The organism is Caulobacter sp. SLTY (assembly GCF_009905535.1).
Taxonomy (GTDB): domain Bacteria; phylum Pseudomonadota; class Alphaproteobacteria; order Caulobacterales; family Caulobacteraceae; genus Caulobacter.
Map to the genome: position 1 here is coordinate 1 of NZ_JAAALA010000030.1, position 15,162 is coordinate 15,162.

The 15,162-nt window shown below is 65.6% G+C and carries 17 protein-coding genes; 13 read left to right on the forward strand and 4 right to left on the reverse strand.

The annotated features are described in order from the left end of the window. The first annotated feature begins 196 nt into the window (after window positions 1–196). From GVN21_RS15850 to GVN21_RS15865, 4 genes are all read left to right on the forward strand, one after another. A complete protein-coding gene (locus GVN21_RS15850; protein ID WP_166575710.1) occupies window positions 197–676 on the forward strand; it encodes a hypothetical protein in 480 nt (159 codons plus the stop codon). A 237-nt stretch (window positions 677–913) separates the two neighbouring features. After that, entirely contained in the window at window positions 914–2,425 is a 1,512-nt protein-coding gene (locus GVN21_RS15855; protein WP_166575711.1) for a hypothetical protein, read from the forward strand. A gap of 256 nt (window positions 2,426–2,681) precedes the next feature. Continuing rightward, complete coding sequence (locus GVN21_RS15860) at window positions 2,682–3,257, forward strand: hypothetical protein (RefSeq protein ID WP_166575712.1); 576 nt, start codon at window positions 2,682–2,684, stop codon at window positions 3,255–3,257. Between the two features lie 72 nt (window positions 3,258–3,329). Further along, window positions 3,330–4,913, forward strand: coding sequence for a Na+/H+ antiporter (locus GVN21_RS15865; RefSeq protein ID WP_166575751.1), 1,584 nt, complete (start codon window positions 3,330–3,332; stop codon window positions 4,911–4,913). 184 nt (window positions 4,914–5,097) lie between these two features. Here GVN21_RS15865 and GVN21_RS15870 read toward each other — a convergent pair whose 3' ends face one another. Beyond that, window positions 5,098–5,706: a hemerythrin domain-containing protein gene (locus GVN21_RS15870; protein ID WP_166575713.1), complete on the reverse strand. Its 609-nt coding sequence runs from the start codon at window positions 5,704–5,706 to the stop codon at window positions 5,098–5,100. A gap of 140 nt (window positions 5,707–5,846) precedes the next feature. Next, window positions 5,847–7,121: an EAL domain-containing protein gene (locus tag GVN21_RS15875; protein WP_166575714.1), complete on the reverse strand. Its 1,275-nt coding sequence runs from the start codon at window positions 7,119–7,121 to the stop codon at window positions 5,847–5,849. A gap of 181 nt (window positions 7,122–7,302) precedes the next feature. On the opposite strand from GVN21_RS15875, the gene GVN21_RS15880 reads away from it, so the two are divergent. The 4 genes from GVN21_RS15880 (at window position 7,303) to GVN21_RS15895 (ending at window position 10,138) form a co-directional block, all read left to right on the forward strand. Beyond that, window positions 7,303–7,581: a FeoA family protein gene (locus tag GVN21_RS15880; protein WP_166575715.1), complete on the forward strand. Its 279-nt coding sequence runs from the start codon at window positions 7,303–7,305 to the stop codon at window positions 7,579–7,581. Further along, complete coding sequence (locus tag GVN21_RS15885) at window positions 7,571–9,448, forward strand: ferrous iron transporter B (protein ID WP_346764280.1); 1,878 nt, start codon at window positions 7,571–7,573, stop codon at window positions 9,446–9,448. The genes GVN21_RS15880 and GVN21_RS15885 overlap by 11 nt, the downstream gene beginning before the upstream one ends. A gap of 61 nt (window positions 9,449–9,509) precedes the next feature. Then, window positions 9,510–9,761: a type II toxin-antitoxin system prevent-host-death family antitoxin gene (locus tag GVN21_RS15890; RefSeq protein ID WP_205690122.1), complete on the forward strand. Its 252-nt coding sequence runs from the start codon at window positions 9,510–9,512 to the stop codon at window positions 9,759–9,761. Continuing rightward, window positions 9,758–10,138, forward strand: coding sequence for a type II toxin-antitoxin system VapC family toxin (locus GVN21_RS15895; protein WP_166575718.1), 381 nt, complete (start codon window positions 9,758–9,760; stop codon window positions 10,136–10,138). Before GVN21_RS15890 ends, GVN21_RS15895 begins: the two co-directional genes overlap by 4 nt. On the opposite strand, the gene GVN21_RS15900 is transcribed toward GVN21_RS15895, so the two are convergent. Continuing rightward, window positions 10,139–11,017, reverse strand: a complete 879-nt coding sequence (locus GVN21_RS15900; protein WP_166575719.1) for a 3-hydroxybutyryl-CoA dehydrogenase — start codon at window positions 11,015–11,017, stop codon at window positions 10,139–10,141. 258 nt (window positions 11,018–11,275) lie between these two features. Between GVN21_RS15900 and GVN21_RS15905 the strand changes: the two genes are divergently transcribed. Beyond that, the gene (locus tag GVN21_RS15905) at window positions 11,276–11,632 is read left to right on the forward strand and encodes a TonB C-terminal domain-containing protein (protein ID WP_166575720.1); all 357 of its coding nucleotides are present in this window, start codon (window positions 11,276–11,278) and stop codon (window positions 11,630–11,632) included. 88 nt (window positions 11,633–11,720) lie between these two features. Here GVN21_RS15905 and GVN21_RS15910 read toward each other — a convergent pair whose 3' ends face one another. Continuing rightward, the gene (locus tag GVN21_RS15910) at window positions 11,721–12,620 is read right to left on the reverse strand and encodes a LysR substrate-binding domain-containing protein (RefSeq protein ID WP_166575721.1); all 900 of its coding nucleotides are present in this window, start codon (window positions 12,618–12,620) and stop codon (window positions 11,721–11,723) included. A 126-nt stretch (window positions 12,621–12,746) separates the two neighbouring features. Between GVN21_RS15910 and GVN21_RS15915 the strand changes: the two genes are divergently transcribed. The 4 genes from GVN21_RS15915 (at window position 12,747) to GVN21_RS15930 (ending at window position 15,073) form a co-directional block, all read left to right on the forward strand. Further along, on the forward strand, window positions 12,747–13,118 hold the full coding sequence (locus tag GVN21_RS15915) for an energy transducer TonB (protein WP_166575722.1): 372 nt from the start codon (window positions 12,747–12,749) through the stop codon (window positions 13,116–13,118). A gap of 164 nt (window positions 13,119–13,282) precedes the next feature. Then, window positions 13,283–13,807: a MarR family transcriptional regulator gene (locus GVN21_RS15920; protein WP_166575723.1), complete on the forward strand. Its 525-nt coding sequence runs from the start codon at window positions 13,283–13,285 to the stop codon at window positions 13,805–13,807. Between the two features lie 9 nt (window positions 13,808–13,816). Continuing rightward, complete coding sequence (locus GVN21_RS15925; protein WP_166575724.1) at window positions 13,817–14,512, forward strand: DUF4166 domain-containing protein; 696 nt, start codon at window positions 13,817–13,819, stop codon at window positions 14,510–14,512. A gap of 105 nt (window positions 14,513–14,617) precedes the next feature. Then, window positions 14,618–15,073 (forward strand): response regulator, encoded by a 456-nt coding sequence (locus GVN21_RS15930; protein ID WP_346764278.1) that lies wholly within the window; start codon window positions 14,618–14,620, stop codon window positions 15,071–15,073. Window positions 15,074–15,162: the final 89 nt, after the last annotated feature.

Sequence of the window (15,162 nt, forward strand, 5' to 3'; positions counted from 1 at the left end):
CCCCAACCCCCGTCCTCTTCAACAAGGACATGGAGAAGGGCGATCGGCGGTGATGGGGCCACAAAATGATATAACATAACATAACGGATGCAAGCGGTGTGTCCTATGATGGCGGCGCGGCGGCAAGTGGGCGAAATCCGTTTAGGATCCCCGGACGACCCCAGCCGCGCCCCGCTCGCCTGAAAGGGACCATCGCTTGGCTGAGATCACCCCCGACACCCATCCGGACGCGCTGATCGCCGAGTTGCCCTCATGGAACGATGGCCGGGGCGGGGTGACCGCCCGCAACTGGGTCGGCATGATGGGCCGCTACGACCTGGCCGTCGGCTACAGCCTCGTCTTCTGGCCGCGCTTCGTCCGCTTCGATGGCTATGTGCTGCGGGAGGAGTCGTTCGACGAGGCCAACCTGCGGGCCTGGGAGCAGGCGCATGGCGACAACCCGCAGGGCATCGAGGCGGCGCTCAACCACCTCCACATCGTCGACCTGCACGGTAACGACGAGACCCTCACCGAAGCCCAGGCCCTCTACCTGGGGCGGACGCTGAAATCAGTCTGGAGCGCCAAACTCGCGGCCGACTTTCCAGAGCTGGCTTTCGAAGTGGCGTTCGATGACACGCCGGGCCAGGGCATGTTGGACTATGAGGTAACGTTCTGGCAGCTGCGGGGCGTGGGGTAGAGACCTAAGTCGCAATACTGTTTTGCAGATGCCGAAGGACACATAACGATCGACCTCGCCGAACTGCACGATCACCGAAATCTAACTTGGGTAAAAGGGAAAAATCCCGTCAAGGAAGAACCGTTGCCAAAGCAATTTTTAAGGGTAATTTAGCTGCCGCCGGTAACGGACCTAGTAGGGTAGGCAGAGCGTCGCCAATTGCTGGAGTGCTGGCGCGGTTGCCCTAGGGGGGACAAAATGAACCAACTGTCGCAAGCCGTCTATATTGCAATGTTCTGTGCCGCTGTTTTGCTCGCCGGGTGTGCTAAGCCGAGCAGCTGGAGTCCTGAACAAATTTCGTCAAGTATACGGGCGCAGCGTATCAATCCTAGACCCGTATTCTATTTCGATCGCATCAACCCAGACATCTCCGACACCGTAAAGGTCTATATCGATAGTCGGGGCGATCTATACCCGGAAACAGACGCAAAAGGACCAAGCGGACTGCCGCGCGTTTTGCCTATCGTTGAATTTGAGACGAAACATTTCTGGTCTCTTCGAATGCTCATGAGCAGCAATTGGCAGCCGGTCGACGGCGAGCCTAGCCTTCGTGATCGCTTCTGCGGCCCAATTGCGGCGGGCACAAAGGCCAAGGACATGTGCGAAGCAGCGCGCGATTTCGAAAAGTGGAAACAACTGCAAGCCCAGATGTGGCGACAAAAGGCCAGTGCTGCCGTAACCGGAGCCGATGGAAAGACTTTAGTGATCTTGATCCACGGCTACAACGTGGTGCGCGGAGACGGAGATTTTGCCTACGTAAAGCAGAAAATTCTCGCCAACAGCAAGTCCCCGGAGAAGCTGCGGTTCGTCGAAGTTCATTGGGATGGTGGCGACTACGCGTCCGCCTGGAACCGGGCCCAATATAGCGGACCCTTTATCGGTCTAGCCCTGCGCCAGCTCCTCAACGGGATTTCAGAAGCTGACGGCGCGAACACTCGCCCTATCCGCATCATAACCCACAGCTCAGGCGCCTTTGTCGCGGCAGCTCTCCTCGGCGACGCGCGACGCCCGTTCGACAGCTTTCACAGCTTGAATATGGATGAATGCAAGGGGAGCCCGAGGGAGGAAACGCCAAAGCTTCATTGCGAAGACAACAAGTGGGCGCGTAAACATTTGGCGGGCCTTGAAAGCCCCAGATCAACGTCGGATGATCTAATGGGAGCGCCTCAGTTCACCGACATTCGCGTCTTGATGTTCGCTGCTGCCACCACGTATCAAGCGTTCGCACGCCGCTATCCAGCGGATCAAGACGAAGCATTGTTTAAAGGCGTGACGTCACGCCATGTGAAACTGTTCATAACAGTCAATCGCAGCGATCAAGCAATTAATAAGCAGGGTTTTGGCCCCTATGCGCCATTCACGAGCGATACGCCCCTTGGTGCAAGACCGGATAACTTTTGCCGCTTGTCAGAAAACTTCGAGCGGCAAAAGCGGGATGGAATTGATGAAGGTCGTCAGGCGTACGGTTTCGACTTTGAGCGTAAAGACCCAATTTCTGGGCGCCAAAAGGGCGAACTTTGGAGGCGCGATGGTGCACTTGAGTCGGAGCGGAAGGCGCATAGTTGGCCACTTTACTTAGATCAGGCGGAGTTTGCTCCATACAGCGTATTGGATTTATTTCTCAATTATAAAACTACTGAAGAACCGGAGTTTTTAAGCCGACTTGAAAGCAGCAGGCGCGTAAGGTGCAACGAAATCTTGCGGTCGTGATCGAATCTGAGGCCCAAAATGACGGATAGGGTACTTGCTGAAAACTACGGAAGGACGCGCCTGTACGACTCAGCCGAAATACGCACTATCCCTAGATCGCGCAGATATGATTTCGCAGTGCTGAGCGGTTCCGTGCCGTCTAGATGTACGACTGACGTGCGGTAAGAGGATGTCGCTGAGACGGGGCGTCGTTGTTCTCGCTGGCCTCTGCGGCCTGCTGGGCTCCTGCGATGATGGAGCGTCAGGCGCAGCGGTTGTGCAGCGGCAGGAGACCTCCTGTCTGCTGATCGTTGAAAACCAGTATGGCGGCGGAGACCGCGCGCCGCTGCGTGACTGGGGCAAAGGGGCGGAGCTGTTGGTGTGTCCGTTTTCGGACTCTGCTTCCACGGTGAAGGTGTTTGTCCTGAATGATGGCGGTCGGTTGTGTGGGAGCTCGTCAGGAGCAGGGGTCAAGCTCAGCGGGCGCCAGGACCTGCCGATCGCCTCCGTGATAGACGGCGCGCGGCAATGCGCGACCCGGTATGACTTGGAGCCGACGACCGGAGCGACCGGCCCAATCTACATCGTCGAAGAGACTGTGGAGGCCTCTGAGGCGAGCATAGATGATGATCGATGGCAGCAGCGGCTGCGTGACGCGGTGCAGCGGGGCGGGCTGCCGTTCAAGCGCATTCTTCGGAAGGACGCCAAGGTCTGCTTTGAGATGATGCCGGGGAGCAGCCAGGCCCCGAAGGCGATCCTCGCCAAGGCCGGCCTTCAATTTCGGCAAGGCGCGGTGCAGACGCCCAGCAGTTCGGCGAGTTGTCGGGAAGCGTTTGGCCTGCGGGGCGGCTGAGCCGGACCGCTTCACCGACGCGGGAAATCCGGGTTATGTCGGAGGACTGATGGCGACCTGGGGGTGGACCTGATGCATGCGGTGGAAGCCTTCCGGGTCGTCCTCATCCTGCTGGCGCTGATCGTCGCCCTGCACTGGCTGGCCCTCAAGTTCCGCCTCCCCCCAGCCACCGCCCTCCTCGTCGGCGGCGGCGCCCTCGCGTTCCTGCCCGGCCTGCCGACCATCTCCCTCGATCCCGAACTCGCGCTCGTCCTCTTCCTGCCGCCGTTGTTGATGGATGGGGCCTATGCGACGGCGCTGGGGCGGTTTCGGAAGCATTTGCCGGGGATCCTGTCTTTGGCGGTGGGGGCGGTGGTGTTCACGACCTTGATGGTGGGGGTGGTGGCGCACTGGCTGGTTCCGGGGCTGCCTTGGGCGGCGTGTTTTGCGCTGGGGGCGATCGTGTCGCCGCCGGACGCGGTGTCGGCGCGGGCGGTGCTGAAGGGGGTGAGCCTGCCGCGGCGGTTGAGCGCGCTGCTGGAGGGGGAGAGCCTGTTGAACGATGCGACCGGGCTGATCCTGTTCCGGTTCGCGGTGGCGGCGACCCTGAGTGGGGTGTTTCACGCAGGGTCCGCGGCGGGGAGTTTCGCCCTGGTGTTCGTGGGCGGGGTGGGGGTCGGGTTGCTGGTCGGCGGGGCTTGGGTGCTGTTGGCCGGGCGACTTAAGGACCGGACGTTGGCGGTGGTGGCCACGGCGCTGCTGGGCTGGGCGGCCTATCTGGCGGCGGAGGCGGTGCATGTGTCGGGGGTGATCGCCGTGGTGACGGCGGGGCTGATCCTGGGCTGGTTCCAGCATGTGATCCTGCCGGCCAATGTGCGGCTGGTCGGCAATTCGTTCTCGATGGTGATGGTCTTCGTGCTGGAGGCCATGGTGTTCATCCTGATCGGGTTTTCGCTGCGCGAGATGATCGAGCGGCTGGGCGGGATCGGGGCCGTGCCGGCATCGATGTGGCTGACCGCCGGGGCGGTGGTGGCGACCGTGGTTGTGGCGCGGTTCGCCTGGGTGTTCGCCTCGGACGGGGTGATCGCCCTGGGGCGGAAGCTGGGGTTTGTGCGGCTGAAGCCGCTGGGCTGGCGGCAGGGGACGGTGCTGGGCTGGGCCGGGATGCGGGGGGTGGTGACCCTGGCCGTGCCGCTGACCCTGCCGCTCGACATGCCGGGGCGGGACATGATGCTGGTCTGCGCCTTCGCGGTGATCTTTGCGACGGTGGTGGTGCAGGGGTCGAGCCTGGGGTGGCTGATCCGGCGGGTGCGGCCGGTGGACGAGGAGCCGGCGGCGAAGATGAGCATGCCGGCGGCCGAGGCGGCGATCGCGCGGGCGCGGCTGGCGCGGATCGAGGTGCTGGCCCACGGGCCGGACGGGGAGGTGCTGCACCCGATGATCCTGGAGGAGCATCGCAAGCGGGCCGGCTACATGGAGCGGTACGAGCAGAACGCGCCGGCGGCGATGGAGATTCTGCGGCCGCATTTCGATGTGCTGCTGGCGGCGATCGCGGCGGGGCGGGAGGAGCTGATCCGCATCCACCGGGCGGGGCTGATCGAGGACGAGGTGCTCCATGAACTGGAGCGGGACCTGGATGTGGAGGAGATGGGGATCACCTTGCAGCGGGGGGAGTAGGGGGCCGGCTTTCGGCGGGGTGACCCCTTCCTACGCCCTCCCTCAGGGCGGGGGCTGTCGCATATGATGTAGCAGGCTTGAGGATGGGCCCGTGGACTGTCGGGGACAGGTACTCCGTCGAGCAGTCGTCGAGCCTTGATCGGTCCCGGGCGCGGATTACCAGTCCCCAGGCCTGCGCCGGTCCTCAGTGCTTCAGCTTGATCTTTTTCTCGACCGTCGCCTCGGCCTTCTCGGCCGCCTTGCGGCGCTCGAAGACGGCGCGCAGGTGCTTGATGTCCTGGGCGGCCAGGTGTTCCTCGGCGGCCACGAACTGCTCCTGCTCCTCCTCGCGGATGTGGTGGAGGTATTCGTCCTTCAGGTTGGCGAAGCGGCGCAGCCAGCCGGGGGAGGCCATGTCGCGGGCCGCCAGATCGGCGAGCATCTCGTCGATCTCCTTGTGCTCGGCCACGGCGTGACGGGCGAAGTCGGTGGTCTTCGGGTTGCGCATGACCGTCGACCACAGCGCCTGTTCCTCGGCGGCGGCGTGGGCCTTCAGCTCCTTGGTGAGTTCCAGGAACAGAGTCTTGCGTTCTTCGGAGGCGCCGGTGGTCTGTTCGATCATCGACAGCAGGGCCCGGTGGCGGTCGTGGTCTTCGACCAGCCGGCCGAACACGTCGGGGTTGCCGCGGAAGGTGGTGCGGGGGGTGCTGCCGATATGGACCGGGACCTCGGGCGCGATGGAACGGGCCTTGGCGATCGCCTCGGCCTTGGCGGCGGCCTCAGGCTTGGCGCGGGTGGTTTGGGTGTTGGCCATGGGGTCCCCTGACTCTGCCGATTGGATCGGGGCGGAAACGGCCGTTGCCGCGCTGAGTTCCGGCGGGGTCTGGGGTTTATGTCAGGCGGCCGACAGTGAAGCGCTGGGATCGAACCTGGCGTTTGCGGGGATGGGGGTGTTCAGCGCGCCCCGGCCCGACGCAGGATCGACTGTTGCAGGAAGTCGGACGGGGAGTCGGCTTCGGCCAGGATGGCGTCGCGGATGGCGCGGGGTTCGCCGAACAGGTGGCCCTGGCCGAAGGCCATGTCGAGGTCGAGGATGTCGACGATCTGGCGTTCGCTTTCGACCTTTTCGACGATGGTCTCGACGCCGTAGCGGCGGGTGAGGCGGGCGAAGTCGGAGGCGTGGAGGTCCGGCAGGGAGCGGATGATCAGCCGGCCTTCGGTCTCTTCCAACTGGTCCAGCAGCATCTGGGCGCCGACTTTGATGAACTTGATGTCGGCCCGGGCCAGGTCGTTGAAGTCCAGGTCGAGGTCGACGACCTTGTCGAGGCTGAAGCGGAAGCCGAGGTCGGCCAGGCGGGCCATGTGGCGGGCCTCGGTGGGGCCGCGCTGTTCGAAGGCGGCCTGGCCCAGTTCGAAGATCAGGGCGCCGGCGAGGTCCTTGTTGGCCGACAGGAAGTCGAGGAACTGGGGGAAGAAGCTCTCGTCCGACAGGCTTGCCAGTGAGATGTTGCAGAAGATGCCGACCTTGCGGTCCTGCCGCGCCAGGCGGCGGACGATCTGCACGCAGCGGAACAGCAGCAGGTTGTCGATGGCGGCGACCAGGCCCATCGGCTCGGCCACCGACAGGTATTCGGCCGGCATCATCACCCGGCCGGTCTCGTCTCTGAGGCGGGAGAAGCTCTCGTAGAAGACGGTACGGCGCTGGGGCAGGGAGACGATCGGCTGCAGGTAGAGGTCGACGCGGTTGTCGGCCAGGGCGTCGCGGACGGTGTCCAGCAAGGCGTGGCTCTGGGCGTTGCGGGGGCGGCCGGGATGGTGGCGAGCGGCGGTGACCTGATGGGAGAGCTGGTCCTCGAGCCGGTCGCTCATCCGTTGGACCAGGTCTTCCAGCTGGTGGACCTCGCTGGTCAGCTCCTCGGAGCGGCGCAGGGCGTCGCGGGCGACGGTCTCGACGACCTCGTTCACCCGGGCGTCGACCTTTTCCAGCTGGTCGGCGAGGATCTGGTGAGCCTCGCGCACGGTGGAGAGGTCGCCGGAAAGCCGGGCGTTCTGGACCGCCATGGTGATCAGGGCATGGAAGGTGAAGCAGAGGGCGAGCGTGCCGATGAAGGCGGCCATGCCGGGGGCGGCGCCGTAGCCGGTCGGCGCGACGCGATCGACCAGCACCGCCGCCACCAGGGCGGTGGTGAGGTAGCCTAACGTCCAGAAGACCAGTGTGAACCGACGCATCAATGCAGCCCGCGAATCGCTGACCGACAGTATCGGCCGCGCTGCATCATGGTGTCGAATGTCTTAACGACGCATTCGTGCGCGGCCGTGAATTTGTGCGCCACGGAGCGCCGTTCGACCCGGAAGCATCGACACTCCCTCCAGCGAGTGATAACCGTTCGCAAGTTTGATCGGGGTAGCGATGAGCAACGCAGATTTGGACGCCGGGACGCCGTTGAGCCTGGCGAGCGTCGGCCTGAGCGGTGTGATCGTCCGGGTGGACGGAACGCGGGCGCCGGGCATGCTGGAGCCGGAGGAGCTGGAGCGCAGGCTTCTGGAGATGGGGTTCGTCGAGGGGGCGCGGGTGCGGGTGCTGCACCAGGGACTGCTGGGCGGCGATCCGATCGCGGTGAAGGTGGATGACATGCGGGTGGCGTTGCGCCGGTCCGAAGCGCGGGCGATCGAGGTGAATTTTGACTGACGCGGTTCAGGCGCCGGCGCGGGTGGCGCTGGTCGGCAATCCGAACTCGGGCAAGACGGCCCTCTTCAACGCCCTGACCGGCGCCCGCCAGAAGGTGGCCAACTACGCCGGGGTCACTGTCGAGCGGAAGGAAGGGGTGCTGACCACGCCCGGCGGCCGGACCATGCATATCATCGACCTGCCCGGGACCTATTCGCTGCGGGCGCGCAGCCCGGATGAGGCGGTCACGCGGGACGCGGTGCTGGGCCGGCTGGAGGGCGAGCCGGAGCCGGACGTGCTGGTGGCGGTGGCCGATGCGACGAACCTGCGCCTGGTCTTGCGGCTGATCCTGGAGCTGAAGCAGGTCGGACGACCCTTCGTGCTGGCGCTCAACATGTATGACATCGCCCAGCGGCAGGGCCTGCGTATCGACCTGGAGGGGTTGAGCCGCGAGCTGGGCGCCCCGGTGGTGACCACGGTGGCCACCCGTAAGCGCGGCATCGACGACCTGGTCGCCGCCGCCGACGCCCTGGTCATCAAGCACGAGGGCCACGCCAGCGTCTGGCACGAGCCGAGCGCCGCCGAAATCCGCGCCGCCCACGGCGAGGCCCAGCGGATCATGCGCACCTATGTGAAGCCGGCCGAGCGGCCGGACACCTTCACCGGGAAGGTGGACGGGGTGCTGCTGCATCCGGCGGCCGGGCTGCTGATCCTGGGCGTGGTGCTGTTCCTGATGTTCCAGGCGGTGTTCACCTGGGCGACGCCGGCGGCTGACGGGATAGAAGCGGGGTTCAAGGCGCTCGGCGAGCTGGTGGCCGGCGTGACGCCCGATGGCCTGATCCGAAGCCTGATCGTCGACGGGCTGATCGCCGGGGTCGGCAGCGTGGTGGTGTTCCTGCCGCAGATCCTGATCCTGTTCTTCTTCATCATCCTGCTGGAAGACAGCGGATACCTGGCCAGGGCGGCCTTCCTGCTGGACCGGATCATGGGGTTCGCGGGCCTGCATGGGCGGGCCTTCATCCCGCTGCTCAGCAGCGTGGCCTGCGCCATTCCGGGCGTGATGGCCACGCGGGTGATCGAGCAGAAGCACGACCGGCTGACCACCATTATGACCGCGCCGCTGATGACCTGTTCGGCGCGGATTCCTGTCTACGCCCTGATTATCGCCGCCCTGATTCCGAACGAGAAGGTGTGGGGTTGGGTCAGCCTGCAGGGGCTGGTGATGTTCGGGCTCTACGCGATCGGCATCGTCTCCGCCCTGCTGGTGTCGTTCGTCATACAGCGGCTGTTCTGGCGGCGGCACAGCGAGCCCTTCCTGATGGAGCTGCCAGCCTACAAGACGCCCGATCCGGGCGGGGTGCTGCTGCAGCTGTGGCAGCGGGCCGGCATTTTCATCAATCGGGCAGGGCGGATCATCCTGCCGCTGATGGTGCTGGTCTGGGTGCTGTCGACCTTTCCCTATCCGCCGGAGGGGGCGACGGGACCGGCCATCGACTACAGCTTCGCCGGAATGATCGGCCACGCCATCGAGCCGCTGTTCGCGCCGATCGGCTTCAATTGGCAGATGTGCATCGCCCTGATCCCCGGCATGGCGGCGCGCGAAGTCGCCGTGGCGGCGCTGGGCACCGTTTATGCGGTCGGCGACATCGAGGGTTCGGGCCTGGCGGCGCTGGAGGGCATCGTCGGCAGCCAGTGGTCGCTGGCGACGGGGCTGTCGTTCCTCGCCTGGTACGTCTATGCGCCGCAGTGCGTGGCCACCCTGGGCGTGGTCAAGCGCGAGACCAACAGCTGGTTCTGGCCGGCGGTGATGTTCGTCTACATGGTGACCCTGGCCTACGGGGCGTCGTTCCTGACGTTCAATGTGGCGAAGGCGATGGGCTGGGGGTAGTTGGACCAACCCAGTTGGACCAAGTTCGGGGCCGTGCTATGGTGGCTCCATGGCGGTTCAGATGAACATTGCCGAGGCCAAGGCCAAGTTGTCGGATCTGGTCGCCCGCGCCGAAGCGGGCGAGGAGGTCGTGATTGCTCGTGATGGCACGCCGGCGGTGGTCCTGCACCCGGCCCGCCCCCGCAAGCGTCGGCTTGGCGGGCTCGCCCATCTTGGCCCGGCGCCGCCTCTTGAGGCCTTCCTGGAAGCTGACCCTGATGCCGAAGCGGCGATGTTCGATCAGCCAGCGTTTCCGGCAGCAGGCGATAGGTGAGCTTTTTGCTCGATACCCACGCCTTGGCATGGGCGCTGTTCAATCCGGACGATCTCAGTCCGAAGGTTCGTGACTTGATCGAGGACGAGGCTACCCGGGTGCACTTCAGCCCCATCTCGCTCTTCGAAATGGAGACCAAGGCCGCGATCGGCAAATGGCCTTGGGTGCTTCCGCCGGATTGGACGGCGCCGCTGCGAAACCTGGCCGTGGCCGAGCTGCCTGTTCTGTCGCTGCATGGGGCACAGGCCGGCCGACTGCCGTTGTATCATCGCGATCCTTGGGATCGGCTGCTGATCGCCCAAGCGCAGATCGAGGGGATGGTGTTGGTCAGCCTCGATCCGGTCTTCGCCCGCTACGAGGTCAACACCCTCTGGTAGCTACCGCGTCGGGACCGGCGTCTCGCCGCGATAGTCGTAGAAGCCGCGGCCCGCCTTGCGGCCGAGCCAGCCGGCCTCGACGTACTTCACCAGCAGGGGGCAGGGGCGGTACTTGCTGTCCGCCAGGCCCTCGTGCAGCACGTTCATGATGCTGAGCACCGTGTCCAGACCGATGAAGTCGCCCAACTGCAGCGGACCCATCGGGTGGTTGGCGCCCAACTTCATGGCGGTGTCGATGCTCTCCACCGTGCCGACCCCTTCATAGAGGGTGTAGATGGCCTCGTTGATCATCGGCACCAGCACGCGGTTGACGATGAAGGCCGGGAAGTCCTCGGCGTTGGTGGTGGTCTTGCCCAGGCTGCGGGCGAAGGTGACCGCCGTCTCGTAGGTGTCAACGTCGGTGGCGATGCCGCGGATCACCTCGACCAGTTGCATCAGCGGCACCGGGTTCATGAAGTGGAGTCCGATGAAGCGCTCAGGCCGGTCGGTGGTCGAGGCCAGCCGGGTGATCGAGATCGAGGAGGTGTTGGAGGCCAGCAGGGTGTGTTCGCCCAGGTGCGGGGCGAGGCTGCGGAAAATGGCCTTCTTGATATCTTCGTTTTCGGTGGCCGCCTCGATCGCCAGGTCGGCCTGGGCGATCTGCTCGACCGCGTCGGTCGGCTTGATCAGGGCCATGGCCGGGCCAACGGCTGCGGGATCGATGATCCCCCGCGTCGCCTGGCGGCTCATATTCTTCTCAATCTGCTCTAGGGCGGCGTCGATCTTGGATCGCTCCAGGTCGTGCAGCCGCACCTCGTAGCCGGCGAGGGCGCAGACATGGGCGATCCCCGAGCCCATCTGGCCCGCGCCGATCACGCCGACCGACTTGATTTGCGTCATGAATGCAAGCCTTCCACACCGGCCCGCACCGGGCCGAAAATCCAAGGTCGGCCCTTCTAGCACAGGGATGGGGGTCCCCGCCAAGGGCTTATGCTGCAATGCAGCGAGGAAGATGAAGTTTTGGTAACTTAAGGACTACTTCGAGATTACCAAGATTTCATGTGGTTTGCCGCATCCGTTTCACAATTGTCGGGCCTCTACCTCAGTGTAGGCGACGCATCCGCGCTGCCATTCCTCCCCCGGGAAAAGGACCTTGTCATGAACCGCATCCTCACCGCCGCCGGCGCCCTGCTGATCGCCGCCGCCTCCACCGCCGCCTTCGCCAGCCCGGCCTCCGACGCCTGGGTCGCCAAGGCCCGCGTCGCCCTGGAAGCCCAGGTCGCCGAAGCCGGCCTGACCGACGACGGCAAGGTGGTGAAGATCCGCGTGAAGCTCGGCTCGGCCGGCGCCGATGCGGTGCTGATCGCCGAAACCAGCGGCTCCGCCGACTTCGATACGGCGGTGAAGGCCGCCGCAAAGAAGGCCGACCTGCCCCGTCCGTCCTCCGACCTGGTCGGCCGCAGCGTGACCTTCACGCTGGGCCAGCCGGGTGCGACCGCCACCGGCGCCAACTAGAGCCAAGGCCTCAGGCTCGATCGTTGGACTGCCGAAGGGGAGGGAGCAAGGCGCTCCCTCCCCTTACTTTTTTGGGTCCGGCCCTCCATCAGGCGAGGCGCCGGGCCTGTTCGTCCGCCGCCCTTAGGGTTTCTTCCATCAGCCAGTCGCGCAGTGCCAGGATGCGGGGCAGCTTGGCCGAGTCCGCCCGCCAGACGAAGTTATAGTCAGCATGGGCCCGAACCTGGCCCTCGAGGGGGCGCACCAGCCGGCCGTCCTCCAACGCCTGCGCCGCCAGCCACTCGCGGGCCAGCGCCAGACCCAGCCCCTGTTGCGCCGCATCGAGCAGCACCGAGGAATCGTCAAAGCTGATGGTGCTGTTCAGAGGCGGCGGCTCGCGCCCGACCCCGGCGAACCACAGGCTCCAGGGATAGTGGGTGTGGGTCAGCAGCGGGGCGCGAGCCAAGTCGTCGATGGTGTCGATCGGATGACGGGCAAGGAAATCCGGGCTGGCCACCGGGAACCAGTGCTCGCTGAAAAGATGCACGCACTCCAGTCCCGGCCAAGGCCCGGTCCCGTGGCGGATGGCGCAGTCGACGCCGTCGGTGGTGAAGTCGCTCAATCGCTCGGCCAGCTGAATCTCGATGCCGCCGACCGCCGCCGGCAGGCGCGAGAGGCGCGGCGCCAGCCAGCGGCCGGCCATCGCATGCACCGTGCTGAGCACCAGGGGCGTCGAGCGGGCCTCGGCCGCCGCCTCCGCCACCCCGTCACTGAGGATAGCCAAGGCCCGCCGCACCCGCCCAGCCAGCCGGTTGGCGGTCGGCGATGGCTCCATCAGGTTGCCTCGACGCAGGAACAGCCGCAGGCCCAGCTCTTCCTCCAGGCGGCGGATCTGCTGGCTGACCGCTCCATGGGTGACCGCCAGCTCCTCGGCCGCACGGCTGTAGCTGCGGTGGCGGGCGGCGGCCTCCAGGGCGCGAAGGGCGATGAAGGGGGGCAGGCGAGCCATGGCAGGTTGTTAGCTCGGCTCACAGGCCGGTGTAAAACCTATCGTTCGCGGAACGGCGGCTTGGAGCGCATATCGATGGGGCGGCGCCGCTCTTCCCCAACCGCAATCGAAAGCTCGAAACACAAGATGACCAAGTCCTTCCTCGCCTTCGCGGGGGCGGCGACCCTGTCGCTCGCCGCCCATTCCCTGGCCCTCGCCAGCCCCGCCGCCGACACCTGGATCGCCCAGGCCCACGCCGCCTTCGAGGCCAGCCTGGCGGATGCCGGCCTGGCCGACGACGGCAAGGCGGTGGCGCTGCGTGTCACCATCTCGGCCGATCCTGACGCCGCCACGCTGCGCATCGTCCGCACCAGTGGCTCGCAGGATTTCGACAGCGCCGCCAAGGCCGCGGCCGGCAAGGCCAAGCTGAAGCGGCCGCCGGCCGAACTGGTCGGCCGCACCGTGACCTTCACCCTGGGCGACCCGGCCTCCGGCCCCTCCGCTACCGGCGCCGACTAGGGTGAAGCGGCCGGAGGGCGGATTCGGGCCCGCCCTCCGGTCGAACCGTGCCCGAGGCGTTGGCTGGGGACCGGTAGGCCGCGTTGCGGCCAACCGGTCCCCACGCCCTTGCATCCAAAATCGATTTCGCCTATTTCTGTCACAACAGAAATATCAGAACTCCCATGACCCTCACCCCCGCCATGCGTCGCTACGTCCTTCACTGGGGCGAGATGGGCCAGCGGTGGGGTGTGAACCGCTCGGTCGCCCAGATCCACGCCCTGCTCTACCTGGCCGACGCGCCGCAGAACGCCGAGCAGATCGCCGAGACCCTGGGGGTTGCTCGCTCGAACGTCTCGACCAGCCTCAAGGAACTGCTCGGCTGGAGCCTGATCCGGCTGATGCATCTGGAGGGCGACCGGCGGGATCATTTCGAGGCCCGCACCGATCCCTGGGACATGCTTGAACTGATCGTCGAGGGCCGTAAGCGGCGTGAAATCGACCCGACCCTTGAGATGCTGAACGCCTGTGTCGCCGAGGCGAAAATCGACAAGGCGACCCCGGCCCATGCCCGCCAGCGGCTGGAAACCATGCAGGCGTTCCTGACCCAGCTCGACGGCTGGCACCGGCAGATGAAGGACATTCCCCGCCCTACCCTGGTCAAGCTGATCGCGCTGGGCGGGCGGATCGCGAAGCTTATAGGCAAATAGGAGAGAGACATGGGCGCGTTGGCGGGCTGGCTTCCGGGACACATCGTCCGGAAGGCGCCCCCGTCACCGACGCTCGACTTCCGGGCGCTGGTCGGCGAGGCCGGCTGGGCCAGACTGCCCCTGGCTGTCCGCCACCGCTTCGGGCCCCACGCCCATCTGCTGGGCGAGGAGACGGTCTACCAGGCCCCGATGGTGGTCCGCGCCACCGGCCCGGCCCGCTGGCTGGCCCAGCTGTGCCGGCTCTTGGGAACCCCCCTCGCCCCCTGGACCGGAGAAGCCGTCCGCGTCCGTGTCACGGTCCGCCGCGACGCGCGGGGCCTGGTCTGGGACCGCCTCTACCACTTCCCCGGCCGCCGCCCTCTGCTCGTCACCTCGCGCAAACAGGCCGGCCGCCCCGGCGAACTGCTGGAGATGGCGCGAGGGGGCCTTTGCCTGCGCTCGGAAGTGACCGTGGAAAACGCCGCCCTGCATTTCCGCGGCCTCGGGTACGTCTGGATCCTGGGGCCCCTGACCCTCCCGATCCCCACCTGGCTGACGCCGGGGGCGGCGCATGTGGTGCACGAGGACCTGGGCGAGGGGCGGTTCCGCTTCACGATGCGGTTCGTACACCCCTGGTGGGGGGAGACGGTGTTTCAGGAAGGGATGTTCTACGATCCGGTGGCCGCAACAGCTTGGGAAGAGCCGGCCGGCTCGGTCAGCCGCTGAACCCTTCGCGGATACAGAGGCGCAATGACGCAGCCATATCTAGGGTCTTCGCGTTCAGCGTGAATACCAATAGTCTTTGAACGTTCACGTTTGCGAGGAGCGCCAGTGGCCAGGGTAATATTCGCCATCGACGATGACCCGCTGATGCTGGAGGTCCTGGCAGCGATCCTCCTGCCCCCTACCTATCACACCGTCAGTGCTCGTGACGGTCAAGGCGCGTTGGATACGGTCTTTCGGATACCGCCGGATCTGGTGTTGTTGGACTTGGAACTCCCGGATTGCCCCGGGATGTCGGTGCTGGAGAGCCTCAGGCGCAGGCCGGGCTGGTCAAAGGTCCCGATTGTCATGTTGACCGCCAACAATGCCATCGAACCGATCCTGAAGGCGCGCAGTCTGGGCGCTCGAGGCTATCTCTGCAAGCCGATCGCGCCAGCGGAGTTCGGCGGCGTCATCAGGGATTTGCTGGCGGAGCCCGACGTCGTCTGGCTCGACGACATCACCCGGCTCAGAACGGTAAGGGGCTCTGATTACGCCGGCCTGTCCCACCCCCATAGCGGCTAATGGCCGCATAGCCACGTTAACTTCGACGCCTCGATCCCATGTCAAGCGTACCGCTCAATCGGAGGGCATAATTTTGGACGAGACAGCGC